This is a genomic window from Ruegeria sp. G2, from assembly GCF_056533505.1.
This window is the reverse complement of record NZ_JBQFON010000008.1, coordinates 102,634-126,374: the sequence shown is the minus strand read 5'-3', so window position 1 is coordinate 126,374 and position 23,741 is coordinate 102,634. Positions and strand designations below refer to the sequence as shown.

General features: G+C 56.4%; 24 protein-coding genes. 15 read left to right on the top strand and 9 right to left on the bottom strand.

The window, feature by feature from the left end; all coding sequences use genetic code 11:
* Positions 1-42: 42 nt before the first annotated feature.
* On the bottom strand, positions 43-351 hold the full coding sequence (locus tag ACR0DU_RS15470; RefSeq protein WP_170473067.1) for a hypothetical protein: 309 nt from the start codon (positions 349-351) through the stop codon (positions 43-45).
* A 175-nt stretch (positions 352-526) separates the two neighbouring features.
* On the opposite strand from ACR0DU_RS15470, the gene ACR0DU_RS15465 reads away from it, so the two are divergent.
* Together ACR0DU_RS15465 and lepA are read left to right on the top strand one after the other, a co-directional pair.
* Positions 527-1,150, top strand: a complete 624-nt coding sequence (locus tag ACR0DU_RS15465) for an RNA ligase family protein (protein ID WP_480875747.1) — start codon at positions 527-529, stop codon at positions 1,148-1,150.
* An 87-nt stretch (positions 1,151-1,237) separates the two neighbouring features.
* Positions 1,238-3,037 (top strand): translation elongation factor 4, encoded by a 1,800-nt coding sequence (gene lepA / locus ACR0DU_RS15460; protein WP_170397199.1) that lies wholly within the window; start codon positions 1,238-1,240, stop codon positions 3,035-3,037.
* 54 nt (positions 3,038-3,091) lie between these two features.
* Here the strand turns inward: lepA and ACR0DU_RS15455 are convergent, their stop codons facing one another.
* Entirely contained in the window at positions 3,092-4,189 is a 1,098-nt protein-coding gene (locus ACR0DU_RS15455) for a manganese-dependent inorganic pyrophosphatase (RefSeq protein ID WP_480875744.1), read from the bottom strand.
* Positions 4,190-4,469: 280 nt separating this feature from the next.
* Between ACR0DU_RS15455 and ACR0DU_RS15450 the strand changes: the two genes are divergently transcribed.
* A complete protein-coding gene (locus tag ACR0DU_RS15450; RefSeq protein ID WP_480875741.1) occupies positions 4,470-4,790 on the top strand; it encodes a hypothetical protein in 321 nt (106 codons plus the stop codon).
* Positions 4,791-4,920: 130 nt separating this feature from the next.
* A complete protein-coding gene (locus tag ACR0DU_RS15445; RefSeq protein WP_319545092.1) occupies positions 4,921-5,370 on the top strand; it encodes a hypothetical protein in 450 nt (149 codons plus the stop codon).
* Between the two features lie 495 nt (positions 5,371-5,865).
* Here the strand turns inward: ACR0DU_RS15445 and ACR0DU_RS15440 are convergent, their stop codons facing one another.
* From ACR0DU_RS15440 to ACR0DU_RS15430, 3 genes are all read right to left on the bottom strand, one after another.
* Entirely contained in the window at positions 5,866-6,054 is a 189-nt protein-coding gene (locus ACR0DU_RS15440) for a hypothetical protein (RefSeq protein ID WP_480875739.1), read from the bottom strand.
* A 113-nt stretch (positions 6,055-6,167) separates the two neighbouring features.
* Complete coding sequence (locus tag ACR0DU_RS15435; protein ID WP_480875736.1) at positions 6,168-6,431, bottom strand: hypothetical protein; 264 nt, start codon at positions 6,429-6,431, stop codon at positions 6,168-6,170.
* Positions 6,432-6,598: 167 nt separating this feature from the next.
* Positions 6,599-6,733 carry a hypothetical protein gene (locus tag ACR0DU_RS15430; protein ID WP_480875733.1) on the bottom strand — a complete coding sequence of 45 codons (135 nt, stop codon included), beginning with the start codon at positions 6,731-6,733 and terminating at the stop codon, positions 6,599-6,601.
* A 976-nt stretch (positions 6,734-7,709) separates the two neighbouring features.
* On the opposite strand from ACR0DU_RS15430, the gene ACR0DU_RS15425 reads away from it, so the two are divergent.
* The 5 genes from ACR0DU_RS15425 to ACR0DU_RS15405 all read left to right on the top strand — a co-directional run bounded on the left by ACR0DU_RS15425 (position 7,710) and on the right by ACR0DU_RS15405 (position 12,036).
* Complete coding sequence (locus tag ACR0DU_RS15425) at positions 7,710-8,087, top strand: hypothetical protein (RefSeq protein ID WP_480875732.1); 378 nt, start codon at positions 7,710-7,712, stop codon at positions 8,085-8,087.
* A 212-nt stretch (positions 8,088-8,299) separates the two neighbouring features.
* Complete coding sequence (gene rpsD, locus ACR0DU_RS15420) at positions 8,300-8,920, top strand: 30S ribosomal protein S4 (RefSeq protein ID WP_170473046.1); 621 nt, start codon at positions 8,300-8,302, stop codon at positions 8,918-8,920.
* A 295-nt stretch (positions 8,921-9,215) separates the two neighbouring features.
* A complete protein-coding gene (gene hisC / locus ACR0DU_RS15415; protein ID WP_480875729.1) occupies positions 9,216-10,301 on the top strand; it encodes a histidinol-phosphate transaminase in 1,086 nt (361 codons plus the stop codon).
* Positions 10,298-11,218, top strand: a complete 921-nt coding sequence (locus ACR0DU_RS15410; RefSeq protein WP_480875727.1) for a prephenate/arogenate dehydrogenase family protein — start codon at positions 10,298-10,300, stop codon at positions 11,216-11,218. The genes hisC and ACR0DU_RS15410 overlap by 4 nt, the downstream gene beginning before the upstream one ends.
* The gene (locus ACR0DU_RS15405) at positions 11,215-12,036 is read left to right on the top strand and encodes an extensin-like domain-containing protein (protein ID WP_480875724.1); all 822 of its coding nucleotides are present in this window, start codon (positions 11,215-11,217) and stop codon (positions 12,034-12,036) included. The genes ACR0DU_RS15410 and ACR0DU_RS15405 overlap by 4 nt, the downstream gene beginning before the upstream one ends.
* Here the strand turns inward: ACR0DU_RS15405 and ACR0DU_RS15400 are convergent.
* Positions 12,033-13,034, bottom strand: a complete 1,002-nt coding sequence (locus ACR0DU_RS15400; RefSeq protein WP_480875722.1) for a DUF2125 domain-containing protein — start codon at positions 13,032-13,034, stop codon at positions 12,033-12,035. The two genes, ACR0DU_RS15405 and ACR0DU_RS15400, sit on opposite strands and share 4 nt — an antisense overlap.
* Before the next feature lie 67 nt (positions 13,035-13,101).
* Here ACR0DU_RS15400 and ACR0DU_RS15395 point away from each other — a divergent pair, with 67 nt between their 5' ends.
* The 3 genes from ACR0DU_RS15395 to ACR0DU_RS15385 all read left to right on the top strand — a co-directional run bounded on the left by ACR0DU_RS15395 (position 13,102) and on the right by ACR0DU_RS15385 (position 16,562).
* Positions 13,102-13,632 (top strand): gamma-glutamylcyclotransferase, encoded by a 531-nt coding sequence (locus tag ACR0DU_RS15395; protein WP_480875719.1) that lies wholly within the window; start codon positions 13,102-13,104, stop codon positions 13,630-13,632.
* Positions 13,633-13,700: 68 nt separating this feature from the next.
* Positions 13,701-14,879 (top strand): biopolymer transporter ExbB, encoded by a 1,179-nt coding sequence (locus ACR0DU_RS15390; protein ID WP_170473032.1) that lies wholly within the window; start codon positions 13,701-13,703, stop codon positions 14,877-14,879.
* Positions 14,880-14,882: 3 nt separating this feature from the next.
* Positions 14,883-16,562: a peptidoglycan -binding protein gene (locus tag ACR0DU_RS15385; RefSeq protein WP_480875717.1), complete on the top strand. Its 1,680-nt coding sequence runs from the start codon at positions 14,883-14,885 to the stop codon at positions 16,560-16,562.
* Positions 16,563-16,576: 14 nt separating this feature from the next.
* Here ACR0DU_RS15385 and ACR0DU_RS15380 read toward each other — a convergent pair whose 3' ends face one another.
* The 3 genes from ACR0DU_RS15380 to gloB all read right to left on the bottom strand — a co-directional run bounded on the left by ACR0DU_RS15380 (position 16,577) and on the right by gloB (position 20,537).
* Entirely contained in the window at positions 16,577-17,185 is a 609-nt protein-coding gene (locus ACR0DU_RS15380) for a DJ-1/PfpI family protein (RefSeq protein WP_480455539.1), read from the bottom strand.
* Between the two features lie 89 nt (positions 17,186-17,274).
* Positions 17,275-19,599, bottom strand: coding sequence for an ATP-dependent Clp protease ATP-binding subunit ClpA (gene clpA / locus ACR0DU_RS15375; RefSeq protein ID WP_010441757.1), 2,325 nt, complete (start codon positions 19,597-19,599; stop codon positions 17,275-17,277).
* 170 nt (positions 19,600-19,769) lie between these two features.
* Complete coding sequence (gene gloB, locus ACR0DU_RS15370) at positions 19,770-20,537, bottom strand: hydroxyacylglutathione hydrolase (protein WP_480875713.1); 768 nt, start codon at positions 20,535-20,537, stop codon at positions 19,770-19,772.
* Positions 20,538-20,598: 61 nt separating this feature from the next.
* On the opposite strand from gloB, the gene ACR0DU_RS15365 reads away from it, so the two are divergent.
* The 3 genes from ACR0DU_RS15365 to atpA all read left to right on the top strand — a co-directional run bounded on the left by ACR0DU_RS15365 (position 20,599) and on the right by atpA (position 23,735).
* Positions 20,599-21,333: a class I SAM-dependent methyltransferase gene (locus ACR0DU_RS15365; protein WP_010441759.1), complete on the top strand. Its 735-nt coding sequence runs from the start codon at positions 20,599-20,601 to the stop codon at positions 21,331-21,333.
* A 302-nt stretch (positions 21,334-21,635) separates the two neighbouring features.
* A complete protein-coding gene (locus ACR0DU_RS15360; protein WP_170392445.1) occupies positions 21,636-22,196 on the top strand; it encodes a F0F1 ATP synthase subunit delta in 561 nt (186 codons plus the stop codon).
* On the top strand, positions 22,197-23,735 hold the full coding sequence (gene atpA, locus ACR0DU_RS15355) for a F0F1 ATP synthase subunit alpha (RefSeq protein WP_010441761.1): 1,539 nt from the start codon (positions 22,197-22,199) through the stop codon (positions 23,733-23,735).
* Positions 23,736-23,741: the final 6 nt, after the last annotated feature.

The following is a 23,741-nucleotide window of genomic DNA, read 5'->3' as shown; positions in this document are numbered from 1 at the left end:
TTCTGAGGCGCAGCGGGCATCAGGTCAAGGATTGCCTCTGGCTCAGCTGCAGATCGCCTGCGCCATCTGGCCAAAGTTCTGATACCGATCCCACAGCGCATCATCGCGCGCGGTCTGCGACATCTTCAACTCCTGCGCCTGATGGGGGTCCTCGAACCATTTGGCTACGGTCTTCTGATCGCCACGCGTCAACGCCTGATCTGCTACGCGCTGGATGCACGTACACCGCGCCCGCGTCGCCGCCTCACGGTCCGACGCCAAACACGCCCGTTTGATTTGGGCCGCGTCCACTGTGTGGGCCACCGCCGTCACCGATGCCGCACAGAATGCGATTAGGAGGAACTGTTTCATGCTCATGCCTCGTTTTTGCCTGCCCGGACGGGTCTTGTGCCCCTCTCGGTCTGCGGCGGAGTATGAATCAAACTGGATTTGGGATCAATCGTGTGGTGCGAAAAAGTGATTGCGTGCATGGTTGATGTCGCGTTTGCTGGCCTGACTTTGCCTAGAGTTCATTCGTGAGATCAATATGCTTAAGAAATACGGGCGTACATTCCACTTACCGCAATCTCCCGGTGCCACAAGCGATGACAAGATCATGTCCAGCGTTGAAGAGTTGGCCCTGGCTGACGAGGTCGTCTTTACTGAAAAGATGGACGGTGAAAATACGACAATTCACAGCCAAGGCTGTCATCCTCGCAGTATCGATGCACGCTATCACCCATCGCGAGATTGGATGAAAGCCTTCGCAGCCGGTATCGCGCCACAACTAGCCGAGGATGAACGCATTGTAGGTGAGTATCTGTTCGCGCGTCATTCCATCGAATATTCAGCTTTGCCGACCTATTTCCTTGGCTTTGCTTGGGTCAAGGCAGACCGCGTGCAGTCGTGGGACGCGACGCTTTCACGCTTTGTCGAGCTTGGGATTACCGCTGTTCCCGAACTTTATCGCGGGCGGTTCTCTGCGAAGGTTGTGGCGGATGTGATCGCAGACCTGAGCCTTGATACGCAAGAGGGGTTTGTCGTTCGCACAACAGCTGCCTTCAAGGAAGAAGACATGCCCACTCACCTCGCGAAATATGTGCGCGAGGGCCACGTGCAAAGTGAGACGCATTGGATGAACGCGGAGCTGGTCAAAAACAGGTTGCTCTGAACGGTCAGAGGCCTCGCAATCAAAGGGTTTCGTTGGGGTCTCGTCCCACCTTGACCACAGCCCAATTCCGACGCATATCCCCAACCCATGACAGACCTCGCTCATATCCGCAATTTCTCCATCGTCGCGCATATCGACCATGGCAAATCCACCCTTGCTGACCGGCTCATCCAAGAGACCGGAACGGTCAAGGATCGCGACATGAAGGAACAGCTGCTCGACAGCATGGATATCGAGCGGGAACGCGGCATCACCATCAAGGCCAACACGGTTCGCATCGACTATACCGCCGACAATGGCGAGGCATACGTGCTGAACCTGATCGACACGCCCGGCCACGTGGACTTTGCCTATGAGGTCAGCCGGTCGATGCGCGCGGTCGAAGGCTCGCTGCTGGTGGTGGACTCGACCCAAGGGGTCGAGGCGCAGACGCTCGCCAACGTGTACCAAGCCATCGACGCCGATCATGAGATTGTGCCGGTGCTGAACAAGATCGACCTGCCTGCGTCCGACTGTGATCGTGTGGCCGAGCAGATCGAGGATGTGATCGGCATCGACGCGACCGACGCGATTCAGGTTTCGGCCAAGACGGGGCAGGGCATCCACGAGACGCTTGAGGCCATCGTGCAGCAGCTGCCCGCGCCGCAGGGCAATCTGGACGCGCCGCTCAAGGCGATGCTGGTGGATTCGTGGTACGACGCCTATCTCGGCGTTATCGTTCTGGTCCGCATCATGGACGGCACGCTGAAAAAGGGCATGCGGGTCAAGTTCATGTCGAACAACACCCTGCACCATGTCGACCGCGTCGGTGTCTTCCGGCCTGAGATGGAGATGGTCGACAGCCTCGGCCCCGGTGAGATCGGCTTTCTCACCGCCTCGATCAAACAGGTCCGTGACACCCGCGTTGGCGACACGATCACCAATGACCGCAACGGCACCGAAGAGGCGCTGACAGGATTCAAACCCGCGCAGCCGGTGGTGTTCTGTGGCCTCTTCCCCGTCGACAGTTCCGAATTCGAAGACCTGCGCGACGCCATCGACAAACTGGCGCTGAACGACGCCAGCTTCAGCTTTGAAATGGAAACCTCGGCAGCACTTGGCTTTGGCTTCCGCTGCGGCTTCCTCGGGCTCTTGCACCTTGAGGTCATCCGCGACCGCATCGAACGCGAATATGATATCGAACTTATCACAACCGCCCCGTCGGTGATCTATCACGTCTACATGAAAGACGGTGAGATGATCGAGCTGCACAACCCCGCCGACATGCCCGACCCATCCAAAGTCGACCATATCGAAGAGCCGCGCATCAAGGCGACCATTCTGGTGCCGGATGAATACCTCGGCGACGTGCTGAAACTCTGCCAGGACCGCCGCGGCATCCAGCTGGACCTGACCTATGCGGGCACCCGCGCCATGGTCGTCTATGACCTGCCGTTGAACGAGGTCGTCTTTGACTTCTACGACCGCCTGAAATCGGTGACTAAGGGTTATGCCTCGTTCGACTATCAGATGACCGGTTATACCGAGGACAATCTGGTCAAGATGTCTGTGCTGGTGAATGACGAACCGGTTGATGCGCTGTCGACCATGGTTCACCGCGACCGGGCCGAGATGCGGGGCCGGGCGATGTGCGAAAAGCTCAAGGACCTGATCCCGCGCCACATGTTCAAAATCCCGATCCAGGCCGCCATCGGAGGCAAGGTCATCGCCCGCGAAACCCTCTCAGCCCTGCGCAAGGACGTGACCGCCAAATGCTACGGAGGCGACGCCACGCGGAAACGCAAACTGCTGGACAAGCAGAAGGCCGGTAAGAAGAAGATGCGCCAGTTCGGGAAGGTTGATATCCCGCAGGAGGCGTTTATTTCAGCGTTGAAGATGGACAGCTAAGGCTCTCCATCTTCAAGAGATTTGCTACGAAATCAAATGTCACTCGTGACCTGATTAGTTCTCGACCGCGCGTTGTATTGCCGGACCAATCTGACGTTTGCGGGAGATTACGTCCTCTGCTTCCAACATGTCATTCGCGATCTCTCCGCCGAATGCGGCAAGAACCAGGTCCTTGTCGGTGTCATCCCCCCACAGCATGTAGGATTTCTGATCGCGGGTATCGACAATCGCAAAGACCAGATGGTCCAGACCGCTCGCATTCTTTTGCGTTTCGATTGCGGCTTTTAACTCGTGCCGACGGTCGATCAGCTGCTGCGCTGTCAATGTCTCGGCAACCCCGATGCCGACATTCTTGCCGCCATACACGAAGTCCTTGTAGTCCAGCAGAACGATATCTTTAGCCGACAGCGCGCTTAGGTCGGATTTCGCCAGCAGCATGTTTTCCGCAAACGTATCGACATCCTCAATGCCGGCCTGCCGCGCCAGTTCCTGCACATAGTGGCGGTCGTAATCCGTGGTGGTTGGCAACGTCAGGTTGACGGTGTCGGACAGGATCGCAGCCATCCCGATGCAGGACAGAGGTGCAGGCAGTTCAACGCCAAGCATCTGCGCCTGATCGGCCAGTATTGTTGCTGTTGATCCCCATGGCCGCATCTCGATGCTGATGGCTTCAGACAGGTTGACCGGCGATCCCCCAAGCGCGTGATGGTCGATCAAGGCGACGATGTTTTCAGAGTCAATGCTGGGCGGAAGTTGTGTGCTTTGATTGAAGTCGACTAGCCCAACAGTCATTCCCGAGAAATCATCGATAGCCTTCGGTTCAACCGCGTTGCACTGTTCAATTGCGAACCGGGATTCTGGGTTGATCGAACCGGGAACTCCGGGCTGTCCGCCATAGATATGAGCTGCCAGCAAACTGGCACCAACCGAGTCGGTGTCTGGGTTGAGGTGTCCGGTCCAAACCAGCCCTTGTACGTTTGCCAGATCTTTTTGCAGATAGTCCAAAGCAGCCCCCTGCCGCTCGTTTGATTGCGCCCACGTCGCAGTTGCAACAAAACAGGTTGCCGCGATTGCGGTCACACGAATCCGATTGATGAGTGCCAATTTCGAGCGTGGGTCGGAATGGGTTTGTTTCGATGACATAAACTGCATCAGAGACCTCCGTCTGTTCGCTGATTGCCCGGCCTGTCGGTGCCAGAGACGGGCTTTGTGGTCGGCAAGTTTGGTCAGTGTTCAAGAGTTAGGTAAGAATTGACTCATAAGGCTCACATTAAACCAGCATGAACAATCCTTTAGGAATTTTTGGGTGCTTCAGTCGAAAACCAATGAGCCCTTATCGGACATACTGATTGGCGACTGTGAACCACCTCACAGCCTCGACTGTACCATCCTGCTACACTTGATCTCACGGCAATTCCGGCAGGAGGCGCAGATGTCCACATCCATGATCCCTATCATCGCCCTCGGGTCGGCGGGTCTCTATTCTGTGGCCATGATCGCGATGAAGTTCTGGTGGAAGCTCCCCGGCGTGGGTCTTGGCCTGCTGATCGTCGCGACCCTGCTGGCCGGGGCCACGCTGGAGCTTGCCGCTCTGCGCGAGGAGCGGCTGGGCATCATCTATACCGGCATTCTGGGGGCCGAGGTTGTTCTGATCGCCATCGCCTCGTTTTTCCTGTTCGGCGAGAATTTCTCGTATCGCGAGGCGGCAGGCATCGGCCTTGTCATCCTCGGCATCGCGCTGGCCTGGGCCTGACGCAAACATTACCGCTTTATGAAGTTTCCCTTAGGTAAGTTGTAACCGGCGCACCTCCGCCCAATCTGTAGGCCACAGCAAGGATGTTCGCATTTGAACTCCAAAGGGTCGCTTTCAGGAGGAGATCCCCATGACCAGATACATGACTGCCGGAGCAGCCGCTCTGGCCACCAGCCTCGCACTCGGAACCGCAGCACTGGCCGACACCACGCCGGACCTACGCGGCACTTGGGTCGGGTCTTATACGACCGTGCAGCCCAGCCATTATTACAAGGGCGATCAGCCCCGCTTTAATCAGGCCGAATGGATGCTCGACGTCCAGATGCAGGAAGACAATGTCTTCTGGGGGCCCAGCAAGTGGCGTCGCGAGGGCGATACCGAATGGAACGAATACGAAGCCACAGGGACCATCAGCCTCGATGGTACTGGCTCGATCGGCATCGTTGAAACCTCGCCTCTGGTGATTGGCGCGAATGCGTTGATCGATGCGCGGTACGAGGACGGCAAGATCTTTGCCGATTTCCGTAGCCTGCGGAACGGAACGACCTACAGCACCGTTCTGGAACGTCAGGTGAACTGAAGCGTTTCCGGCCCGATCGGATGTTAAAGGGGGTTAGTGCCGCTGAGATTTGTGACTGCGGCATGGAGTAATAGGTTCCCCGTTCAGGTCGGAGCGCTTCGCATCAACAATCGTCTCCACAGGGAGGAGACAGGCCGGGCGGCGATCTCGCCGCCCGCGACAGGGTCCAGACCCCGCGTTCGAGAATGCGGCGTTCCTCGACACGGGTCATCTGGATCTCGCGGACCTTCAGCGCGGCGTCGCACGCGGTGAGGTACCTGCCGTCCGGCCTTGAGAGTACCGCTTGATAGGAAGTGAAATTATCCACTGCAGGGTATCTGGGTAGCTGTCCCACTCCACTGGATCGCATTTTGGATGGGGCACATTGCCCGCCCTTTGGATTCTCAAGGTTGATAGCATGAGGCGCAAACTTAACAGGGGCAGCACTGTACAGCAAAAAATCATGGACCGCACCCCCGGAAGTGGCGTGGTCCATGATTTCCGCGATCAGCTGTTTTAGTGTCGTTTCAGCATTCGCCTTGCTGCGGCATCCATCCGCAGTGTATGCGTGCCGGGTTCCATCTCGACATTGGCTTCAAAGGTCTGTTCGGGCTGTATGCCAAGGAAGTTGTAAGTGTAGCAAAGCTTCTTGTTTTTGACCACGAGCGCATGACCGCCAAAGCGCGAACCACGTACAAAGATCATCCCTCCTGCATCGGTATCCTCGATCTCGACATTTGCAAGGATATTATAGGTGCAACCACGCTTCGGTCATCCAAAGGCAGGACCTTGTTCTTGGCGTCCTCTTCAAACCAGACCTAAATCAGCTCTTTTGGCTTTTCAGGTTCCTGTTCTACCAGCTTGTTGGCTTCTGAGCTATCAGCATCGACGTGAAACGGTTCCCAGACATCACTGTCGAAATTGCTGGTTCCGGTCAGTGTGGCATGGACAGCGACGGCTTCCCAGCCATCTTTCCAGATGCCTCGGTACCCAACGCGGTGTAATAATGCACCTCTTTCTGGGTGGGCTCTTCTGGCTTGGCTGTCAGTATATTCCGAATAACCGGCATAAACCTCGACCATTTGGGCAAACAACTTTTTTCGTCGTCATTCAGACTGTCCCATGGGCGAACCATATCGGCGGGATTGGCTACATTTTCAGGTGGGAAGGACAGCGCAGTGTTCACTGTCCCTTTGGGCACGTTACCCTTGTCGATCATGGCTTGAGAGATCTCTTCACGGTGGACGCCTTAGCCTTCGTCAGACACACCTTTGTACTTATCGGCCCATTCTGGTTCCGGGTGATGTGGTGTGTGGTTGGCACCGGGGTTGAACCACATATACCAAGTCTGGGACGGGTTGGTTGCGTTCTGATCCCGCAACATCTGGATTGCCTGATCAGCCAGATATTTGGACGGCAATACGTGGACCAGGCACCCAGGCCGGTATCATCGTATAGCACAATGAGGATATTCGGGGCACCTTCTGCGGCAGCCTTTGACGCGAACCGAGCCCAATAGGATCGAGCCCAATAGGATTAAGAATCCCTGACATTCAGTTCGATCGTGCCATTGAACCCGGGGGTAGCCCAAGGGCCTCTTCATTTCTGGCACGTCCTGCGCCAGCAACGGATAGTGCTCCGACGACTAAAATACGACTGATCATCAACAGAAGTTCCCTTGAAATGGATTATTCGTGAAGCCAAGAGTTCTTTCTGAAAAATATGGTACCAAATTGAACGTCTAAACCAACCTGTGCGTGTATGCCGGTGAAAGCCTTTGGCCTTATAGTCAACGATGTACCTCAGCCGGTTGTCGCTGCGCAAAATGCATGCTTTCGTCAAGGGAATGTTCCAGTAAGACCTGTCGCGCTTGCTTTTCGAATTCAGGTCTCGTCTATGCTACTTCTACGCACTAGGGGCGATTTCACAGCAATGACAATTCATTGATAGTGCTTTCGCTGAGGCCTTAGGACCGGATACCCTTGCCAATTGCTTCAACGCGCCCATCGGGAATTTCAATCACAAGATCGGCTGGCTGCGGTACTCGAGTTATTTGATATTTGCAGGGCTGCAGTCATGTAGCCTGGCGGCGAAACGGGTTAAGTCTCAAAGTGACTTTGTTCTTTGGCAACATTTTTGTGAATGCTGCATTTCGGTCTCTTTTCCGCCCATTTTTTCACTGATACATATGCAACATAAAAAGTTGGGCGAGTAAATGTACGGGCGGGTATATGGGAACCGGGTTTAACGGTCAGGTAGCGATATCTTGGTCGCAGACAGAGATTGACGGGCTTGAGGCGGCGCCTCTTGCACATATGGTTGTTGGTGCAGCTTGGTCTTGGCGGGGCCGCAGGATCGAATTGTCGGCAGATGCTGATGTTTATGTTCAGAACCATGCATACTCAAATGTTGTATCAGCGCTGGCGGCACGAGCAGATGTTGCTTTTAACCCGATTGCTGTAGCTCAGGGCTCGCTCGTCGAGCTGACAAACGGAGCGCAGAAATTTACTGCCGAGCTTGTCCAATTTGTCGGTGGTTCTTCTCTGATGTTGATTTTCAAGGACGGATGCCCCGAAGCGGATCAGGAGTTTTGGGTCAGTGAGGCGGCTGAAAATGTGGAGCCCGCCGATATTGGATTTATCGATGACAGTAAGGTGATTGCCTTCCCCGGTTCTGCGGCAGGAGTGATTGTAAATCCCGTAGATATGCCAAACATCGTAGGTGTTGCCGCTGAATAGCAGACCGCACCGCTGAAAATTGTATGAATAATACGGAAAACGGCCCGACTGTTCGGTTCGGCATGTTGACTCTGGTAAAACTGCAGATATAAGCGCGGCTTCATTGGTGTTGGTGGCCCCCGCAAGGGGATGCCTGTCATGGGGGAAACCTCAAGAGGACAACGCCCTTCATAGTGGCCAATGTGGCCTCGACCAAACGAAGGAGATCAGCCGTGACCAAACGCACGTCTGCCAAGTACAAAATCGACCGCCGGATGGGCGAAAACATCTGGGGTCGTCCGAAATCCCCGGTCAACCGTCGTGAATACGGCCCCGGCCAGCACGGTCAGCGCCGCAAGGGCAAACTGTCGGACTTCGGTCTGCAGCTGCGTGCCAAGCAGAAGCTGAAAGGCTATTATGGCGACCTGACCGAGAAGCAGTTCCGCCGCATCTACGCCGAAGCTGTTCGTGTGAACGGTGACACCGGTGAAAACCTGATCGGTCTGCTGGAACGTCGTCTGGACGCTGTTGTCTACCGTGCCAAGTTTGTTGCAACCGTGTTTGCCGCGCGTCAATTCGTGAACCACGGCCACGTCAAAGTGAACGGCAAGCGGGTCAACATCCCCAGCTACCGTGTCAAGGAAGGTGACGTGATCGAAGTGCGCGACAAGTCCAAGCAATTGGCCGTTGTTCTGGAAGCGGCTGCTCTGGCAGAGCGTGATGTCCCAGACTACATCGACGCGGATCACTCAAAAATGACCGCGACATTCGTGCGTGCGCCAGGCCTGAGCGATGTGCCTTACCCGGTAGTGATGGAACCGAACCTGGTCGTCGAATTCTACGCGAAGAACTAATCTTCGCCGACCTGTAGAGTTTAGGGGCCGCGCTTACAGCGCGGTCTTTTTTATTTTGGGGGTTCTGCCCCCGTCGCTTTGCGACTCCCCCGAGATATTTTGAGCCAGATGAAGAGGCGGATCCGAGGAGGCACCCATCGATGAGCGTCGCGATGGCGCAAAGGCGGGGCCGAGGATATCCGGGCATTTTATTCTGCTGAACCGGCGATGACCTGCTTCGAGGCGGTCCGAAGGAATTGCCGCTTTTCTCAATGCGATGAGAAGGGTAAGAGGGGCCACGTTATTGGAGCCCCTCATGAACCAGATCACCCCACAACCCGGCATTATGGACATCGCACTGTATCAGGGCGGGCAGTCACATGTTGAGGGCGTGGCGGAAGTCATCAAGCTAAGTTCCAATGAAAACCCTTTCGGACCAAGCCCCAGGGCAATCGAGGCCGTGCGCGATAGCGCAGCTTCGCTGCATCGTTATCCCAGCACCGATCACGCCGGCCTACGCAACTCGATTGCTGAAAAGCATGGGTTGAACCCGGACCGTATTATATGCGGCGTCGGTAGTGACGAGGTGCTGCAATTCGTGGCGCAGGCCTATGCCGGGCCGGGTGATGAGGTGATTTATACCGAGCATGGGTTTTCCATGTACCCAATCATCGCGCGCATGGCTGGGGCGACCCCAGTCATGGTTTCCGAGCGGGATCGTCGAGTGGACGTGGATAACATCCTCGCTGCGGTCACAGGCCGGACGCGGATTGTCTTTGTAACCAACCCAGGAAACCCGACTTCAACAATGGTTTCTGACGCAGAGTTGGAACGGTTGGCGCAGGGGTTGCCCACCGATTGCCTAATGGTGCTGGATGGCGCCTATGCAGAATTTGTCGACGGCTTCGATGGTGGGGCTTGGCTGGTTGACAAGTTTAGAAACGTCATCATGACCCGAACATTCTCCAAGGTGTACGGTCTTGGGGGCATGCGCGTTGGCTGGGGCTATGCAGCGAAAGAGATAATCGACGTGCTGAACCGCGTCCGGCAGCCCTTCAATCTGTCTTTGACCGCACTGGCAGCCGCAGAAGCCGCTGTAGGCGACGAAGAATATCTGCGGTTTTGCCAGTCAGAGAATGCGCGCCTTCGCATTTGGTTGTCCGAGGAACTGGCCAAGGTTGGAGTGGCTTCAGATTCCTCCTGCACCAATTTCGTCCTCGCCCGCTTTGCTGATCGGAACGAGGCTGAGGCTTGTGACGATTTCCTAAAAACTCAGGGTTTGATCGTTCGGCGGGTTGCGGGCTACAACCTGCCAAACGCTCTGCGGATTACCGTAGGTGACGAAAACGCCTGCCGCCGCGTGGTTGCAGCCATTACCGCGTTCAAAGGGGGCGCTGCATGACCCAGATATACGACCGTGTGGCGCTGATTGGGCTGGGCCTGATCGCTTCCTCCATGTTCTGGGCGATCAAACGCGCCGGGCTTGCAGGCGAAGTGACGGGTTATGCCCGATCTGAGGCGACACGTGAGACTGCGCGTCGTATCGGGCTTTGCGACCGGGTATGCGATACCGCGCAAGAGGCAGTCGAAGATGCTGACCTGGTGGTCCTTTGTGTTCCTGTTGGGGCGATGGGAGCCGTGGCAGAAGATATCGCACCAATTCTGAAGCCGGGTGCAACAGTTTCGGATGTCGGGTCGGTCAAGCGTCATGTGATCAAGGCTGTCTCGCCGCACATCCCCGATGGAGTCCATTTTATTCCTGCCCACCCTCTAGCCGGAACCGAACATTCCGGCCCCGAAGCTGGTTTCGCCGAGCTGTTTGACAACCGCTGGTGTCTGCTGGTGCCGGTAGAAGGTTCAGATATAGGCGCAATCGCGCAACTGCGCGCTTTCTGGGAAGGCATGGGTTCGAATGTCGATGAGATGGACGCTGATCACCATGATTTGGTTCTTGCCGTTACCTCGCATGCTCCGCACCTGATCGCCTACACGATGGTAGGTGTCGCAGATGATCTTCGGCGGGTTACAGACACGGAAGTCATCAAATACTCGGCCGCCGGTTTCCGCGACTTTACGCGAATCGCAGCCTCAGATCCGACCATGTGGCGCGATGTTTTTCTGACCAACAAGGACGCGACGCTGGAGATTCTAGGGCGTTTCACAGAAGAACTCTTTGCACTTCAACGGGCTATCCGCACAGGTGACGGAGAGCAATTGTTCGACTACTTTACGCGCACACGGGCGATCCGCCGAGGCATTATCGATGCTGGGCAGGACACGGATGCACCAGATTTTGGGCGGGGAAAGACATCGACATGAGAGGCTTGAGCAGCGGCTTATTGATAGGTTTTGCCGTATTGACGGCAACGACTTCACATTCCGCTGCGCCTGAAGCCTCTCTTGTGCCGCTGACACGCCCAGGGAACTCCGAGGTGGTTAAAACCGGTGTCACTTCCAACATCCGCCCCATCCTAAGGCCTGCTTCACCTCAGGTAACAGCCGCGGCGGCCCGACCGGTTGATCTCCCATTTTTGGGGCCAGAGAATTCGATCCGGCCATTTGTTCGACCAGAACAATTGGAACAGAAAGTTCTCTTCAAGAAACGCAAGCTGCGCAAAACCTCGGTGTGCGGTGACATCGACATACAGGGCAAGGCGGTCGGGCGCGTTAATGGCAAGATCAAAGCCTGTGGGATCAAGGACGCGGTTCAGATCAGGTCGGTTTCAGGGGTCAAATTAAGCCGCCCTTCAACGATGGATTGCGGAACAGCGCAGGCACTGAACAAATGGGTCGACAAAGCCGTTATACCCACGTTCAAACGGCGTGGTCCGGTGGTCGAACTGCAGGTCGCCGCGCACTATGCTTGTCGAACGCGGAACAACCGCAAAGGGGCGCGAATATCCGAACACGGCAAGGGGCGCGCCATCGACATATCGGGTTTCAAGATGGCGGATGGTGAGGTGGTGACAGTCCTGGATGGTTGGCGCAAGAATCCGTCCAAGAAACAACTAACCAAAGTCTGGCGCGGCGCTTGTGGGCCGTTTGGCACGGTTCTGGGGCCAAACTCGGATCGCTATCATCGGGATCATTTCCACCTTGATACTGCGCGGTATCGCAGCGGTACTTATTGCCGTTAACGGAGAACCAGCCGGGGTGCAGGGCCAAGCGGCAGCGGCCCCAAGGCGACAAATCCGTCACGGAAATTCAGTTGTAAATCCAGCGCATTCGGATTGCCGCCCAAACCGGCCATGAACCCCAAAGCGCGGGTCACCGCATCAACTGCCTGATCAGGAAGTGCGCCTGCAGCATTTGCCATCGCGATCATATCGCGCCAGTTTTCCGCCTTCATCGCAATTTCACCGGTCGGGATGCCTTGTTCGTCTACATACAATTCTCCGGTGGCGAACAGGCGCAACTCTCCCCATTTCACCTCTGCCAAACGCAGGTCGATCTCGACGGGTTGAGGGCGACGCTGCTCAAGCGCCGAGCGATCCCAAGGTTTGTCGAAAGTGACAAACATATCCAGCTCAAGTGTTTCGAACGATTGCGGTAGGGTCGAGGCTGAACGCATCAGACGCCTCAGATCATCACCAGGTGTAAATCCGTCGACATTTGCCGTAATCCCATAGCTTTCGGGTGCTCCGGATTGTTCCATCACAAGACCCAGCGTTTGACCACCAGCCTGCGGATCACCTTCGGTGGTCAGCAACCAGCGTTCAGAAGTCAGCGCCATTTTCTCGAGTACCAGTGCGACGCCAGGTTGGAGGTGCAGTTCGGCTTGTAGCTCCTCAGCCTGAACGGTTGTGGTCTGGTCGAAATAGGACAGGCGCTGTGGCGTGCTGGCAAAGCGCAGCATCTGACGGCCAGGCCAGATTGCTGGGCTTTGGAACTCGATCCAATCCGCGCTCCATGCCGTTCCGTTAACTGGATCGGCCAAAGCGGGGTTATCTAGGCGTGTGATGTGTTGAAACGGATATCCGGCTGTTGTCACGTCTGAGAAGTCAGCCTGCCAGCCCAATTCCTGCTGCCTGTCAAACCAACCAGTCAGTGCGTTGCGCAGCCCGTAACCGGCCACAAACCAATACGCGCTCCACGCAAGGGCGATAAATACAAAAACGCGTATCAGACGACGCATGATGAATGGCCCTTTTTCCTGCCTCGGATTTGATGTTTATAGGGCCAAACAGGCAAGGACCAGTGCAATGACGATGTGGGTATTCGGATATGGATCGCTGCTGTGGAATCCGGGTTTCCCGGTAGCCCGCAGTGAACGTGCCACTTTGCATGGCTATGCCCGGTCTTTCTGTATGCGTTCGATCCACCATCGCGGCACCGAAGAGGACCCCGGTCTGGTTCTGGCGCTAGACGAGCAGCCCGACGCGCTCTGCACTGGATTGGCTCTGGCCGTCGAAGCAGGACATGAAGATCGCACCTTGGCGGAGCTGCGCCAGCGCGAGCTGATCTCGTCAGCATATCTTGAACGAATGCTTGATGTGCATCTGGACTGCGGGACGATCGTGAACGCAGTGACTTACGTAATCGACGCGCATCATGTTCAGTATTGCGGTGGCCTGCCATTGGAAGAGCAGGCCCAGATCATCGCCCATGCGGTTGGCGGGCGCGGACCGAATACCGAGTATCTCTATAATACCGCGTCGCATCTGACCGATATAGGGCTGCACGACCCGGACCTTGAGTGGTTGTCGCAACGGGTGCGGACAATCAGTGCATAAACTCTTGGCGTCGCGGGACGAACTTCGTTAGGTTCAGCCCAGAGCAGACAATACCAGGAGCCACGCGCATGGCGCAGGCACATCAGGGCGTGAGACCGCATTTCTCACAACCGATCCGTCAAATCTTGATGATGCTGATTGCAATCGGGCTGTCGGGGCTAGGCGTGTTCATGGCGCTGCCCTATGTGCTGCCCGTCGTTCAAGCCAATCTGTATCTTAACGGATTCATCCTGCTGGTATTTGTCATCGGTGTTGCCGCCTGTTTTCTGCAAGTTACGCAGTTGATTGGCTCGGTTCGCTGGATCGAAGCTTTCATCGGCGGGGTCGAGCGGGACGATGTGCGCCCGCCGCAATTGTTGGCTCCACTGGCGTCGCTTCTACGTGAACGGGGTGCGCGGTCTCAGATCAGTTCCAGCTCAACCCGGTCAATCCTCGATTCCGTCGCCGAACGGGTGGAGGAGGAGCGTGAGATCACGCGTTATATCACCAACGTGCTGATCTACCTTGGTCTTTTGGGTACTTTCTTTGGACTGGCTACAACGGTTCCGGCCATCGTCGACACAATCCGCAGCCTGAACCCTCAGGAAGGCGAGGAGGGCTTGGCCGTCTTCAATCGTCTGATGACGGGACTGGAATCACAGCTGCAGGGAATGGGTGTTGCCTTTGGCTCGTCTCTGCTGGGCTTGGCTGGATCACTGATCGTCGGCTTGCTGGAATTATTTGCAGGTCATGGCCAGAACCGCTTTTACCGTGAGTTGGAGGAATGGCTGTCATCAATTACCCGCGTCGGATTTGCGGCGGGTGATGAAGGGGGCGCCGAACTGGCCGTACTGACACCGGTTCTTGATGCGATGTCCGAGCAGATGGATGCCCTGCAGGATATGTTCTCGGCGCAAGAAGTTGACCGGATCAATGTCTCAACCAAACTGGGTCAATTGGTAGATGTGATCGGGGAAATGAACCAACGGCAAGCCCAGACCGAAGGTGTTACGGCGGCATTGGAACGTGTGGCGCTGGGGCAAGATGCGCTGCTGGATCATATGCGCGAACACGGCGCGGGTGAGGGGATCGATGCCGAAAGCCGGATGCGCCTGCGATCGATGGATGTACAGCTACTGCGTATTCTCGAAGAGATTTCGGCCGGTCGTCAGGACAGCATGAACGAGCTGCGCAAGGATTTCGAGCTACTGGTCAAAGCGCTCACTCTTCCACGCGGCGCGGTGCGTAGCTCTCCGGAAGGAGAGTAACGGATGGCGCTGTCCCGCCGCACAGGTCAACGGTTCTCGGGTTCGGTCTGGCCCGGTTTCGTGGACGCAATGACCGGCTTGCTGATGGTTTTGACCTTTGTGTTGACCATCTTCATGGTTGTCCAGTTTGTGCTGCGCGAGACCATTTCAGGCCAAGAGGATGAACTGACCGCGCTGTCCGACGAAATCGCAGCACTGGCTGGGGCGTTGGGGCTGGAAGAGCGGGAAAACAGCCGTCTTCAAGCTCGATTGGGGACACTGAATACGACCCTGAATCGGGTCGAAGATGATTTGGCGCAAGCACAAGGACGCATCACCGACTTCGAGGCGCAGGTCGCCGCATTGCTTGCTGATCAGGAACGGGCACAGGGAGATATTACGGCGCTGGAAACTCAGCGTGATGAACTGCTGACTGAACAAGAGGCCCTCAATCAGGCGCTTGCCCAAAGTCGGCAGGAAATCGACGCGCAAACCGAAGCCGCGCGTCTGGCCGCTGCACGGCGCGAAGCGCTTGAGGCCTTGATTGCCGACCTTGAAACCAACAAAGATGCTCAAGCCCTTCAAATCACTGAGCTTGAGCAACAACTGACCGAAGAAGAAGCCGCGCGTCTGGCCGAGGCGGCTGCGGCGGAAACCTTGCGCAATCGTTTGCAGGATGCAGATGCCGAGCTGACCGCGATGACACTCGCATTAGAAGCACAACGCAAGGAGGCCGAAGAAACACTGACCTTGCTGGCCGCAGCGCGTGCCGCACAGGCAGAGTTGGAGCAGAAATTTGGCGAAATAAATGCCGAAGAGTTAAGAGCTCAGCTTCAGGCTGCGCTAGAGGCACAAACGCAAGCTCAGGCACAGGTCGACGAACAAAAGTCACTCGCAGACGAGCGCGCCGCGCTCTTGGCTTTGGCACAAGATACGCTTGCGTCAGAGAAAGAGATATCGGCAGAGGCGCAGCGGCAGACCGCCCTGTTAAATCAGCAGATGTCGGCGTTGCGCAGCCAGCTTGGATCATTGCAGGCGCTTTTGGATGATTATGAAGATCGAAATGCGGCAGCCGAAATTCAGATTCAGACACTGGGGCAGGATTTGAATGCGGCCCTCGCGCGTGCGGCCTCGGAAGAGCGCCGCCGAAGGTTGCTGGAAGAGGCCGAGCGTATCCGTCTTGAGGCCGAAGCCGAGGAACTCGCCGGTCAAAACCTGGAGCTGACAGCACAGGCGGAAGATCTGCAACGTTACCGCTCGGAGTTCTTCGGGCGATTGCGGGATGTGCTGGGCGATCAGGAAGGTGTTCGGATCGAGGGTGACAGATTCGTATTCTCGTCCGAGGTTCTTTTTGCCACAGGCTCGGCAGAGTTGTCCGTCGAAGGCCGCCAAGAGGTCGCCAAGGTCGCCAATATTCTGCGTAGTGTCGCCGCAGAAATCCCTGATGGATTGAACTGGGTCATCCGGGTCGATGGGCATACCGACAATGTACCGCTTGTGAGTACTGGACGGTATCGCGACAATTGGGAACTCAGCCAGGGCCGCGCTTTGTCTGTGGTGCGCTATATGGTTGATGCATTGGGTATTCCTCCGGATCGGCTTGCAGCAAACGGGTTCGGGGAATTCCAGCCCGTTAACCCAGCGGACACCCCCGAGGCCCGTGCGCAGAATCGCCGGATCGAGTTGAAACTGACCGAGCGGTAAGCAGCAAACGGGTATCAGACCAACCCGTGAATTTGGGCAAAGGGATCGTGGCTCTTGTCCTTGTGCCACGAATACTCGCACCACTTGGCAACTTCCTCGGCTCTGTCTTCTCCGTGCATCAAGGCGATAGCGCCCAGCGTCATGTCCATACCGGCAGAAACTCCGGATGATGTCAGGAAGGGGCCATCTTCGACCCATCGCGCCTGAGGCACCCAGTCGACATTTGGCCCCTGCGTGCGGACCCACGAATACGCAGCCTTATTCGTGGTGGCGCGCCGAGTGTCCAAAACACCAGCTTTGGCAAGAAGGGCGCTGCCGGTGCAAACACTCAGGGTGAACTCCACCTTCTCGGCGCTGATCGAGATCCAATCCAGCAGGCGGCGATTCCCGACTTCGCGGCGCGTTCCGGTGCCGCCGGGGACGAAGAGGATATCATAATGGGTATCGTCGCTGATCGAGTGTTCGGCGATCGCTTTCAGCCTTTGGTTGCTTTGAATTGGCCCTGGGGTTTCAGCGACAAGTTCCAATTGGAAATCGTCCTCCAGAAGGCCGAACATCTCCATCGGACCAAAGACATCCAGCAATTCAAACCCGGGAAATATCAACGCACCGATTCTACGCAATTCTGCACCTGTTCTCAGCCGACTTATGCAAATGAAAAACGCCTGCCAAATGAAGTTGGCAGGCGTTCAAGCAGGTTTCAAGATTAAGGTCAGTCTGCTGTCAGCAGCGGGGGCTTGTCACCGGGTATACGTGGCTGATCGGGCCCCAGGATTTCAAGGCTCAATTCGCCTTTTTTGACCGAAACACGGACCACGCCACCTTTGGCCAATTTACCGAACAGCAGCTCCTCGGCCAGAGGCTTCTTAATGTGCTCCTGAATGACACGTCCCAGCGGACGTGCACCCATCTTGTCATCATAGCCCTTGTCGGCCAGCCATTCGGCGGCACGGGGGGTCAGATCGATGGTCACGCCACGATCCAGCAATTGAGCTTCAAGCTGCAGGACGAACTTTTCGACGACCTGCAAGATGACCTCTTTCGGCAGCGGCGCAAATGAGATCACGGCGTCTAGGCGGTTGCGGAATTCCGGCGTGAACATGCGTTCGATCGCTGCAGTGTCCTCGCCTTCGCGACGGTCGCGGGCAAAGCCGATGGCGGCCTTGGCTTGTTCCTGAGCCCCTGCATTCGAGGTCATGATCAGCACGACGTTGCGGAAGTTCACCGTACGACCGTTGTGATCGGTCAACTCGCCATGATCCATCACCTGCAACAGAATGTTGAACACGTCCGGATGCGCCTTTTCGATTTCATCAAGCAACAGCACACAATGCGGATGCTGATCGACGCCATCGGTCAACAGACCGCCCTGATCAAACCCGACATAACCCGGAGGGGCACCAATCAGGCGGCTGACCGCGTGCTTCTCCATGTATTCCGACATGTCAAAGCGCAGCAGTTCCACACCCAGCGTATCCGCCAGTTGTTTCGCCACCTCGGTTTTACCCACACCGGTCGGACCGGCAAACAGATAGTTACCGATGGGTTTCTCTGGTTCCCGCAGACCGGCACGGGCCAGTTTGATGGCGCTGGACAGCGCTTCGATGGCTTCATCCTGACCAAACACCACGCGTTTCAGCGAGGTTTCGAGATCTTTCAGAACCTCGGCGTCATCCTTGGTAACGTTCTTGGGCGGGATACGCGCAATCTTTGCAACCACCGCCTCGATCTCTTTGACGCCAATGGTTTTGCGTCGTTTGCTCTCGGCCAGCAGATGCTGTGCCGCCCCGGCCTCATCGATCACGTCGATGGCCTTGTCGGGCAGTTTGCGGTCATTGATGTAGCGCGCCGACAGTTCGACAGCCGTCTTGATTGCGTCAGCAGTGTATTTGATCGAGTGATGCTCTTCAAAATACGGTTTCAGACCACGCAGAATCTTCACGCTGTCTTCGACCGAAGGCTCGTTTACGTCAATCTTCTGGAATCGGCGGCTAAGCGCACGGTCTTTTTCGAAATGCTGACGAAACTCCTTGTAAGTGGTCGAGCCCATGGTGCGCAGTTTGCCACCCTGCAGCGCCGGCTTCAGCAGGTTCGATGCATCCATGGCTCCACCCGAAGTCGCTCCAGCGCCGATTACGGTGTGAATTTCGTCGATGAAGAGAACCGCATCGGGGTGTTCTTCCAACTCGGTCACAACCGCTTTCAGCCGCTCTTCGAAGTCACCGCGATAGCGGGTCCCTGCGAGCAAGGCCCCCATGTCCAGCGAATAGATAGTGGTTTCCGCAAGAACGTCGGGAGCTTCTCCAGCCACGATCTTATGTGCCAAGCCTTCCGCGATGGCTGTTTTGCCAACACCGGGGTCCCCTACCAACAGGGGATTGTTTTTGCGGCGGCGACACAGCACCTGGATGCAGCGTTCAACCTCGTCCGAGCGTCCGATCAGCGGATCAACATCTCCCGCGCGCGATTTTGCGTTCAAATCGATGCAATACTTGCCAAGCGCGCTTTCCTTTTGATCGGCCTCGCCAGAGGTGGTCTGCGCTTCTTCTTCGGCTTCATCCGCACCAGTCACCGGCCGGTTTTCACCATAGGCCGGGTCCTTTGCGACACCGTGGGCGATAAAGTTCACCGCGTCATAGCGGGTCATGTCTTGCTCTTGCAGGAAATAGGCCGCGTTGCTTTCGCGTTCGGCGAAGATAGCGACCAGAACATTCGCCCCGGTCACTTCGGTGCGGCCAGAGCTTTGAACATGGATCGCTGCACGCTGGATGACACGTTGGAACGCAGCCGTTGGCACGGCCTCGGACCCGTCTATGTCGGTGACGAGGTTAGACAGGTCTTCGTCGATGAATTCGACCAAGGTGCTGCGCAACTCATCAAGATCAACGCTGCATGCTTTCATAACGCGTATCGCGTCGGGTTCTTCCAGCAGCGCCAGCAGCAAATGCTCTAGCGTTGCAAATTCATGTCGCCGTTCATTCGCCGCCGCAAGGGCCGCGTGGATGGCTTGTTCAAGTGTGCTCGAGAATGAAGGCACGCGGGTGCTCCTCTGTATTGGGCCGGAAGGGGGCCTTAGGCCGGATCCCCATCCCAACCATGTCCTCATACTATTAGAGTTTGGTTGATCGTGGCCCGGCTTCAAGGGTTTTCTTTCACTTGACAGTCACATTTGTTGTGACCGTGGCCGTGATAGGGGCTTGAAAGGCACTAATAGTGGTCTTTTCGGGCACGTATTTCGGCAAAAACCGACGCTGGGTCAGAATTTTTCATACCCAGATGGGCCTGAATCACAGGATCCGCAGCGCGCAGAAACGGATTTGTCGCCTTTTCCTGCCCCAAAACTGAGGGCACTGTGGGTTCTCCGGCAGCGCGGGCGCGGTTGATATCGGCCACGCGATCCAACAGGGCAGGGTTGTCAGGATCGATTGTCAGGGCGAATTTGGCGTTTGACTGCGTATACTCGTGGCCCGAGCACACGATTGTTTCGTCTGGCAGGGCCGCTAGCTTGCTGAGAGAGGCCCACATTTGTGCGGGCGTGCCCTCGAACAACCGACCGCATCCCAAAGCCATCAGGCTGTCCGCCGTAAAGACGGCGCTGGATTCCGGCATGTAGAATGCAATGTGCCCGACGGTATGACCCGGGACATCCAGAACTTCGACCGGTTCGCTGCCTATATAGAATGTGTCACCTTCAACAACTGCCTGGTCGAGTTTTGGTAGCCGGTGTTCATCCGCCTTTGCGCCGATCACGCGCGCAGGTTGTTTTTCCAGTATACCACTCAACCCATCCACATGGTCCCAATGGTGGTGAGTCAGCAACACGTGGCTTAATTGCCAGCCTCGCGCCTCAAGTTCCGCCAGTATCGGAGCGGATTCTGGCGCGTCAACCAATGCGGTCTCGCCACTAGCAGGATCGTGGGTGAGAAAGGCATAATTATCGCTCAGGCAGGGGACAGTTACGATCTCAAGAGGCATGGCCTTTTGCCCTTTCATTGCTAGACTGCGCCCAGCTAAGCCGATTGACCGGGTGTCCGCAATGCATCTTGATGTGCAGGATCTGAGGAATTTTTACTATCGCAGCACCCTAGGTCGCGCGGCCCAAGCGGCGATCCGTGGGCGACTGGTGGATCTTTGGCCCGAAGCCAAAGGGCAAACTGTAGTAGGTTTTGGTTTTGCTGTACCTTTGTTGCGGCCCTACCTCAAAGATGCACGTCGTGTGATCGGCTTGATGCCGGGGCCGCAGGGCGTAATGCCATGGCCAGCGGGAATGCCCAATGTCTCGGTTCTGACCGAAGAGACGATGTGGCCAATCGAAACTGGTCACGTTGATAAACTGGTGGTGATGCATGGTTTGGAAAACTCTAACCGGCCCAGCCAGTTGCTGGAAGAATGCTGGCGCGTGTTGGGACCCGGTGGGCGGGCACTATTTGTCGTACCGAACCGGGCCGGACTTTGGTCACGTTCAGACCGGACGCCGTTTGGCTTTGGGCAGCCCTATTCGACTACGCAGCTTGAGAACCAACTGCGCGCGCATCATTTTGTACCCGAAAGCCATTGCTCGGCGCTATATCTTCCGCCCTCGTTTCGTCGGTTTTGGCTGAAATCAGGTAGCCTGATCGAAAAAACTGGACAGCGGATTCCAACCGTCATGGCCGGAGGGGTACTGATGGTTGAGGCGACCAAACTTATCCGGCCACCCAGTGGAAACGTCACCAAAGACGCCGCGAAACGTCCGATCAAAGCGCTGGATGGTTTGTTGAAACCTGCGTGACAATCCGGGGCACTTCGAATGGAAATAATGCGGGAAAAAGGTCACAGGAATCGCAAAAACCTGCATATTCGTAACATTTTTCAACTGCCGCAATCGGTCCAAAGGGTCGCACTTGGCTTAAGTGTATGAAAAATATAGATTTGTGGATAAATCTGTTACCGCTATAGCGTATTGCTTGGTTGGAACACCTCTGCTACATCCCCGGTGATTTTGATCCCCGCCCTAAATGGACGGGGTTTCCTCACGCCCCAAGGTAGCGGCCGCTACTCGAAATCGGGGCCTCAAATATCGGAAGGGTGGACGTGTCCGAACCAGCTTCGATTTCCACAGGCATTGCCGAGCGCTATGCCACCGCGATCTTCGAGATCGCGAAAGAGAATAATGACCTCGCAGGTCTGGAAACCGGAATCAACGATCTGGCAGCAGCATTGGGCGACAGCGCCGAATTGCGCGACCTGATTGCATCGCCTCTGGTTTCGCGCGCCGAACAGGAAAGCGCAATCACCGCAGTTGCCGACAAGATGGGCCTGCATGCCATCCTGCGCAATACGCTGGGTCTGATGGCGCAGAAACGCCGCCTGTTTGTTGTACCGCAACTGGTACAGGTTCTGCGCGACATGCTGGCGGATGAGCGCGGCGAAGTGACTGCTGATGTCGCATCGGCCAAGGCACTGACCAAGACTCAAATGGATAAACTGTCCAAGACGCTGTCCGAGCGTGTGGGCAAGACCGTAACAATCAATGCGACCGTTGATGAAAGCCTCATCGGCGGTCTTGTCGTTAAAGTGGGCTCGAAAATGATCGATAGCTCGATCCGTTCGAAGCTCAACTCCCTACAGAATGCAATGAAAGAGGTCGGATAAATGGGAATCCAAGCTGCAGAGATTTCTGCAATCCTGAAGGACCAGATCAAGAATTTTGGTCAGGAAGCCGAAGTGGCCGAAATCGGCCGCGTGCTGAGCGTCGGTGACGGGATTGCCCGTGTATACGGCCTGGATAATGTGCAAGCCGGTGAGATGGTCGAATTCCCCGGTGGCATCATGGGCATGGCGCTGAACCTGGAAAGCGATAACGTCGGTGTCGTTATCTTCGGTTCTGACCGTGACATCAAAGAAGGTGACACTGTTAAGCGCACCAACTCGATCGTGGACGTTCCGATCGGTGACGAACTGCTGGGGCGCGTTGTGGACGGTCTGGGCAACCCGCTGGACGGCAAAGGCCCGATCAATGCCTCCAAACGTGGCGTTGCAGACGTTAAAGCCCCCGGCATCATCCCGCGTAAATCGGTGCACGAGCCGATGGCAACCGGCCTGAAATCGGTTGACGCGATGATCCCGATCGGCCGTGGTCAGCGGGAACTTATCATTGGTGACCGTCAGACCGGCAAAACTGCTGTGGCTCTGGACACCATTCTGAACCAGAAAGTGTATAACGACGCAGCAGGCGACGACGAGTCGAAGAAACTGTACTGCGTTTACGTTGCGGTTGGTCAGAAGCGTTCGACCGTTGCGCAGCTGGTGAAGAAACTGGAAGAGTCCGGCGCGATTGAATACTCGATTGTTGTGGCCGCGACTGCGTCCGACCCGGCACCGATGCAGTTCCTGGCGCCTTACGCCGCGACTGCGATGGCTGAATACTTCCGTGACAACGGCCGCCACGCGCTGATCATCTATGATGACCTGTCGAAACAGGCTGTATCGTATCGCCAGATGTCGCTGCTGCTGCGTCGTCCGCCCGGACGTGAAGCCTATCCTGGCGACGTTTTCTACCTCCACTCGCGTCTGCTGGAGCGTTCGGCGAAGCTGAACGAAGACTTCGGTGCAGGTTCGCTGACCGCTCTGCCGGTTATCGAAACTCAGGGTGGTGACGTTTCGGCGTTTATTCCGACCAACGTGATCTCGATCACCGACGGTCAGATCTTCCTGGAAACCGAACTGTTCTACCAAGGTATCCGTCCTGCTGTGAACACCGGTCTGTCGGTTTCGCGTGTGGGCTCCTCGGCTCAGACCGATGCGATGAAATCGGTTGCTGGTCCGGTTAAGCTGGAACTGGCTCAGTACCGCGAAATGGCTGCGTTTGCGCAGTTCGGTTCGGACCTCGACGCCGCAACTCAGCAGCTGCTGAACCGTGGTGCGCGTCTGACCGAGCTGATGAAACAGCCGCAGTACTCGCCGCTGACCAACGCCGAAATCGTCTGCGTCATCTTCGCAGGCACCAACGGCTACCTCGACAAGATCGACGTATCTGACGTTGGCCGCTATGAGGCTGGCCTGCTGGCGCACCTGCGCGGCAAGCACGCTGACCTGCTGAAGTGGATCACCGATGAAGATCCGAAGATCAAAGGTGACGCAGCAGACAAACTCAAGGCAGCGATCGACGAATACGCCGCGACCTTCGCTTGATAGGGG

Coding starts and splice junctions, on each gene's coding strand:
- ACR0DU_RS15470 (WP_170473067.1), bottom strand. CDS start 351: ATGAAACAGTTCCTCCTAATCGCATTCTGTGCGGCATCGGTGACGGCG.
- ACR0DU_RS15465 (WP_480875747.1), top strand. CDS start 527: ATGCTTAAGAAATACGGGCGTACATTCCACTTACCGCAATCTCCCGGT.
- lepA (WP_170397199.1), top strand. CDS start 1,238: ATGACAGACCTCGCTCATATCCGCAATTTCTCCATCGTCGCGCATATC.
- ACR0DU_RS15455 (WP_480875744.1), bottom strand. CDS start 4,189: ATGCAGTTTATGTCATCGAAACAAACCCATTCCGACCCACGCTCGAAA.
- ACR0DU_RS15450 (WP_480875741.1), top strand. CDS start 4,470: ATGTCCACATCCATGATCCCTATCATCGCCCTCGGGTCGGCGGGTCTC.
- ACR0DU_RS15445 (WP_319545092.1), top strand. CDS start 4,921: ATGACCAGATACATGACTGCCGGAGCAGCCGCTCTGGCCACCAGCCTC.
- ACR0DU_RS15440 (WP_480875739.1), bottom strand. CDS start 6,054: ATGATCTTTGTACGTGGTTCGCGCTTTGGCGGTCATGCGCTCGTGGTC.
- ACR0DU_RS15435 (WP_480875736.1), bottom strand. CDS start 6,431: ATGGTCGAGGTTTATGCCGGTTATTCGGAATATACTGACAGCCAAGCC.
- ACR0DU_RS15430 (WP_480875733.1), bottom strand. CDS start 6,733: ATGTTGCGGGATCAGAACGCAACCAACCCGTCCCAGACTTGGTATATG.
- hisC (WP_480875729.1), top strand. CDS start 9,216: ATGAACCAGATCACCCCACAACCCGGCATTATGGACATCGCACTGTAT.
- ACR0DU_RS15410 (WP_480875727.1), top strand. CDS start 10,298: ATGACCCAGATATACGACCGTGTGGCGCTGATTGGGCTGGGCCTGATC.
- ACR0DU_RS15405 (WP_480875724.1), top strand. CDS start 11,215: ATGAGAGGCTTGAGCAGCGGCTTATTGATAGGTTTTGCCGTATTGACG.
- ACR0DU_RS15400 (WP_480875722.1), bottom strand. CDS start 13,034: ATGCGTCGTCTGATACGCGTTTTTGTATTTATCGCCCTTGCGTGGAGC.
- ACR0DU_RS15395 (WP_480875719.1), top strand. CDS start 13,102: ATGACGATGTGGGTATTCGGATATGGATCGCTGCTGTGGAATCCGGGT.
- ACR0DU_RS15390 (WP_170473032.1), top strand. CDS start 13,701: ATGGCGCAGGCACATCAGGGCGTGAGACCGCATTTCTCACAACCGATC.
- ACR0DU_RS15385 (WP_480875717.1), top strand. CDS start 14,883: ATGGCGCTGTCCCGCCGCACAGGTCAACGGTTCTCGGGTTCGGTCTGG.
- gloB (WP_480875713.1), bottom strand. CDS start 20,537: ATGCCTCTTGAGATCGTAACTGTCCCCTGCCTGAGCGATAATTATGCC.
- ACR0DU_RS15365 (WP_010441759.1), top strand. CDS start 20,599: ATGCATCTTGATGTGCAGGATCTGAGGAATTTTTACTATCGCAGCACC.
- atpA (WP_010441761.1), top strand. CDS start 22,197: ATGGGAATCCAAGCTGCAGAGATTTCTGCAATCCTGAAGGACCAGATC.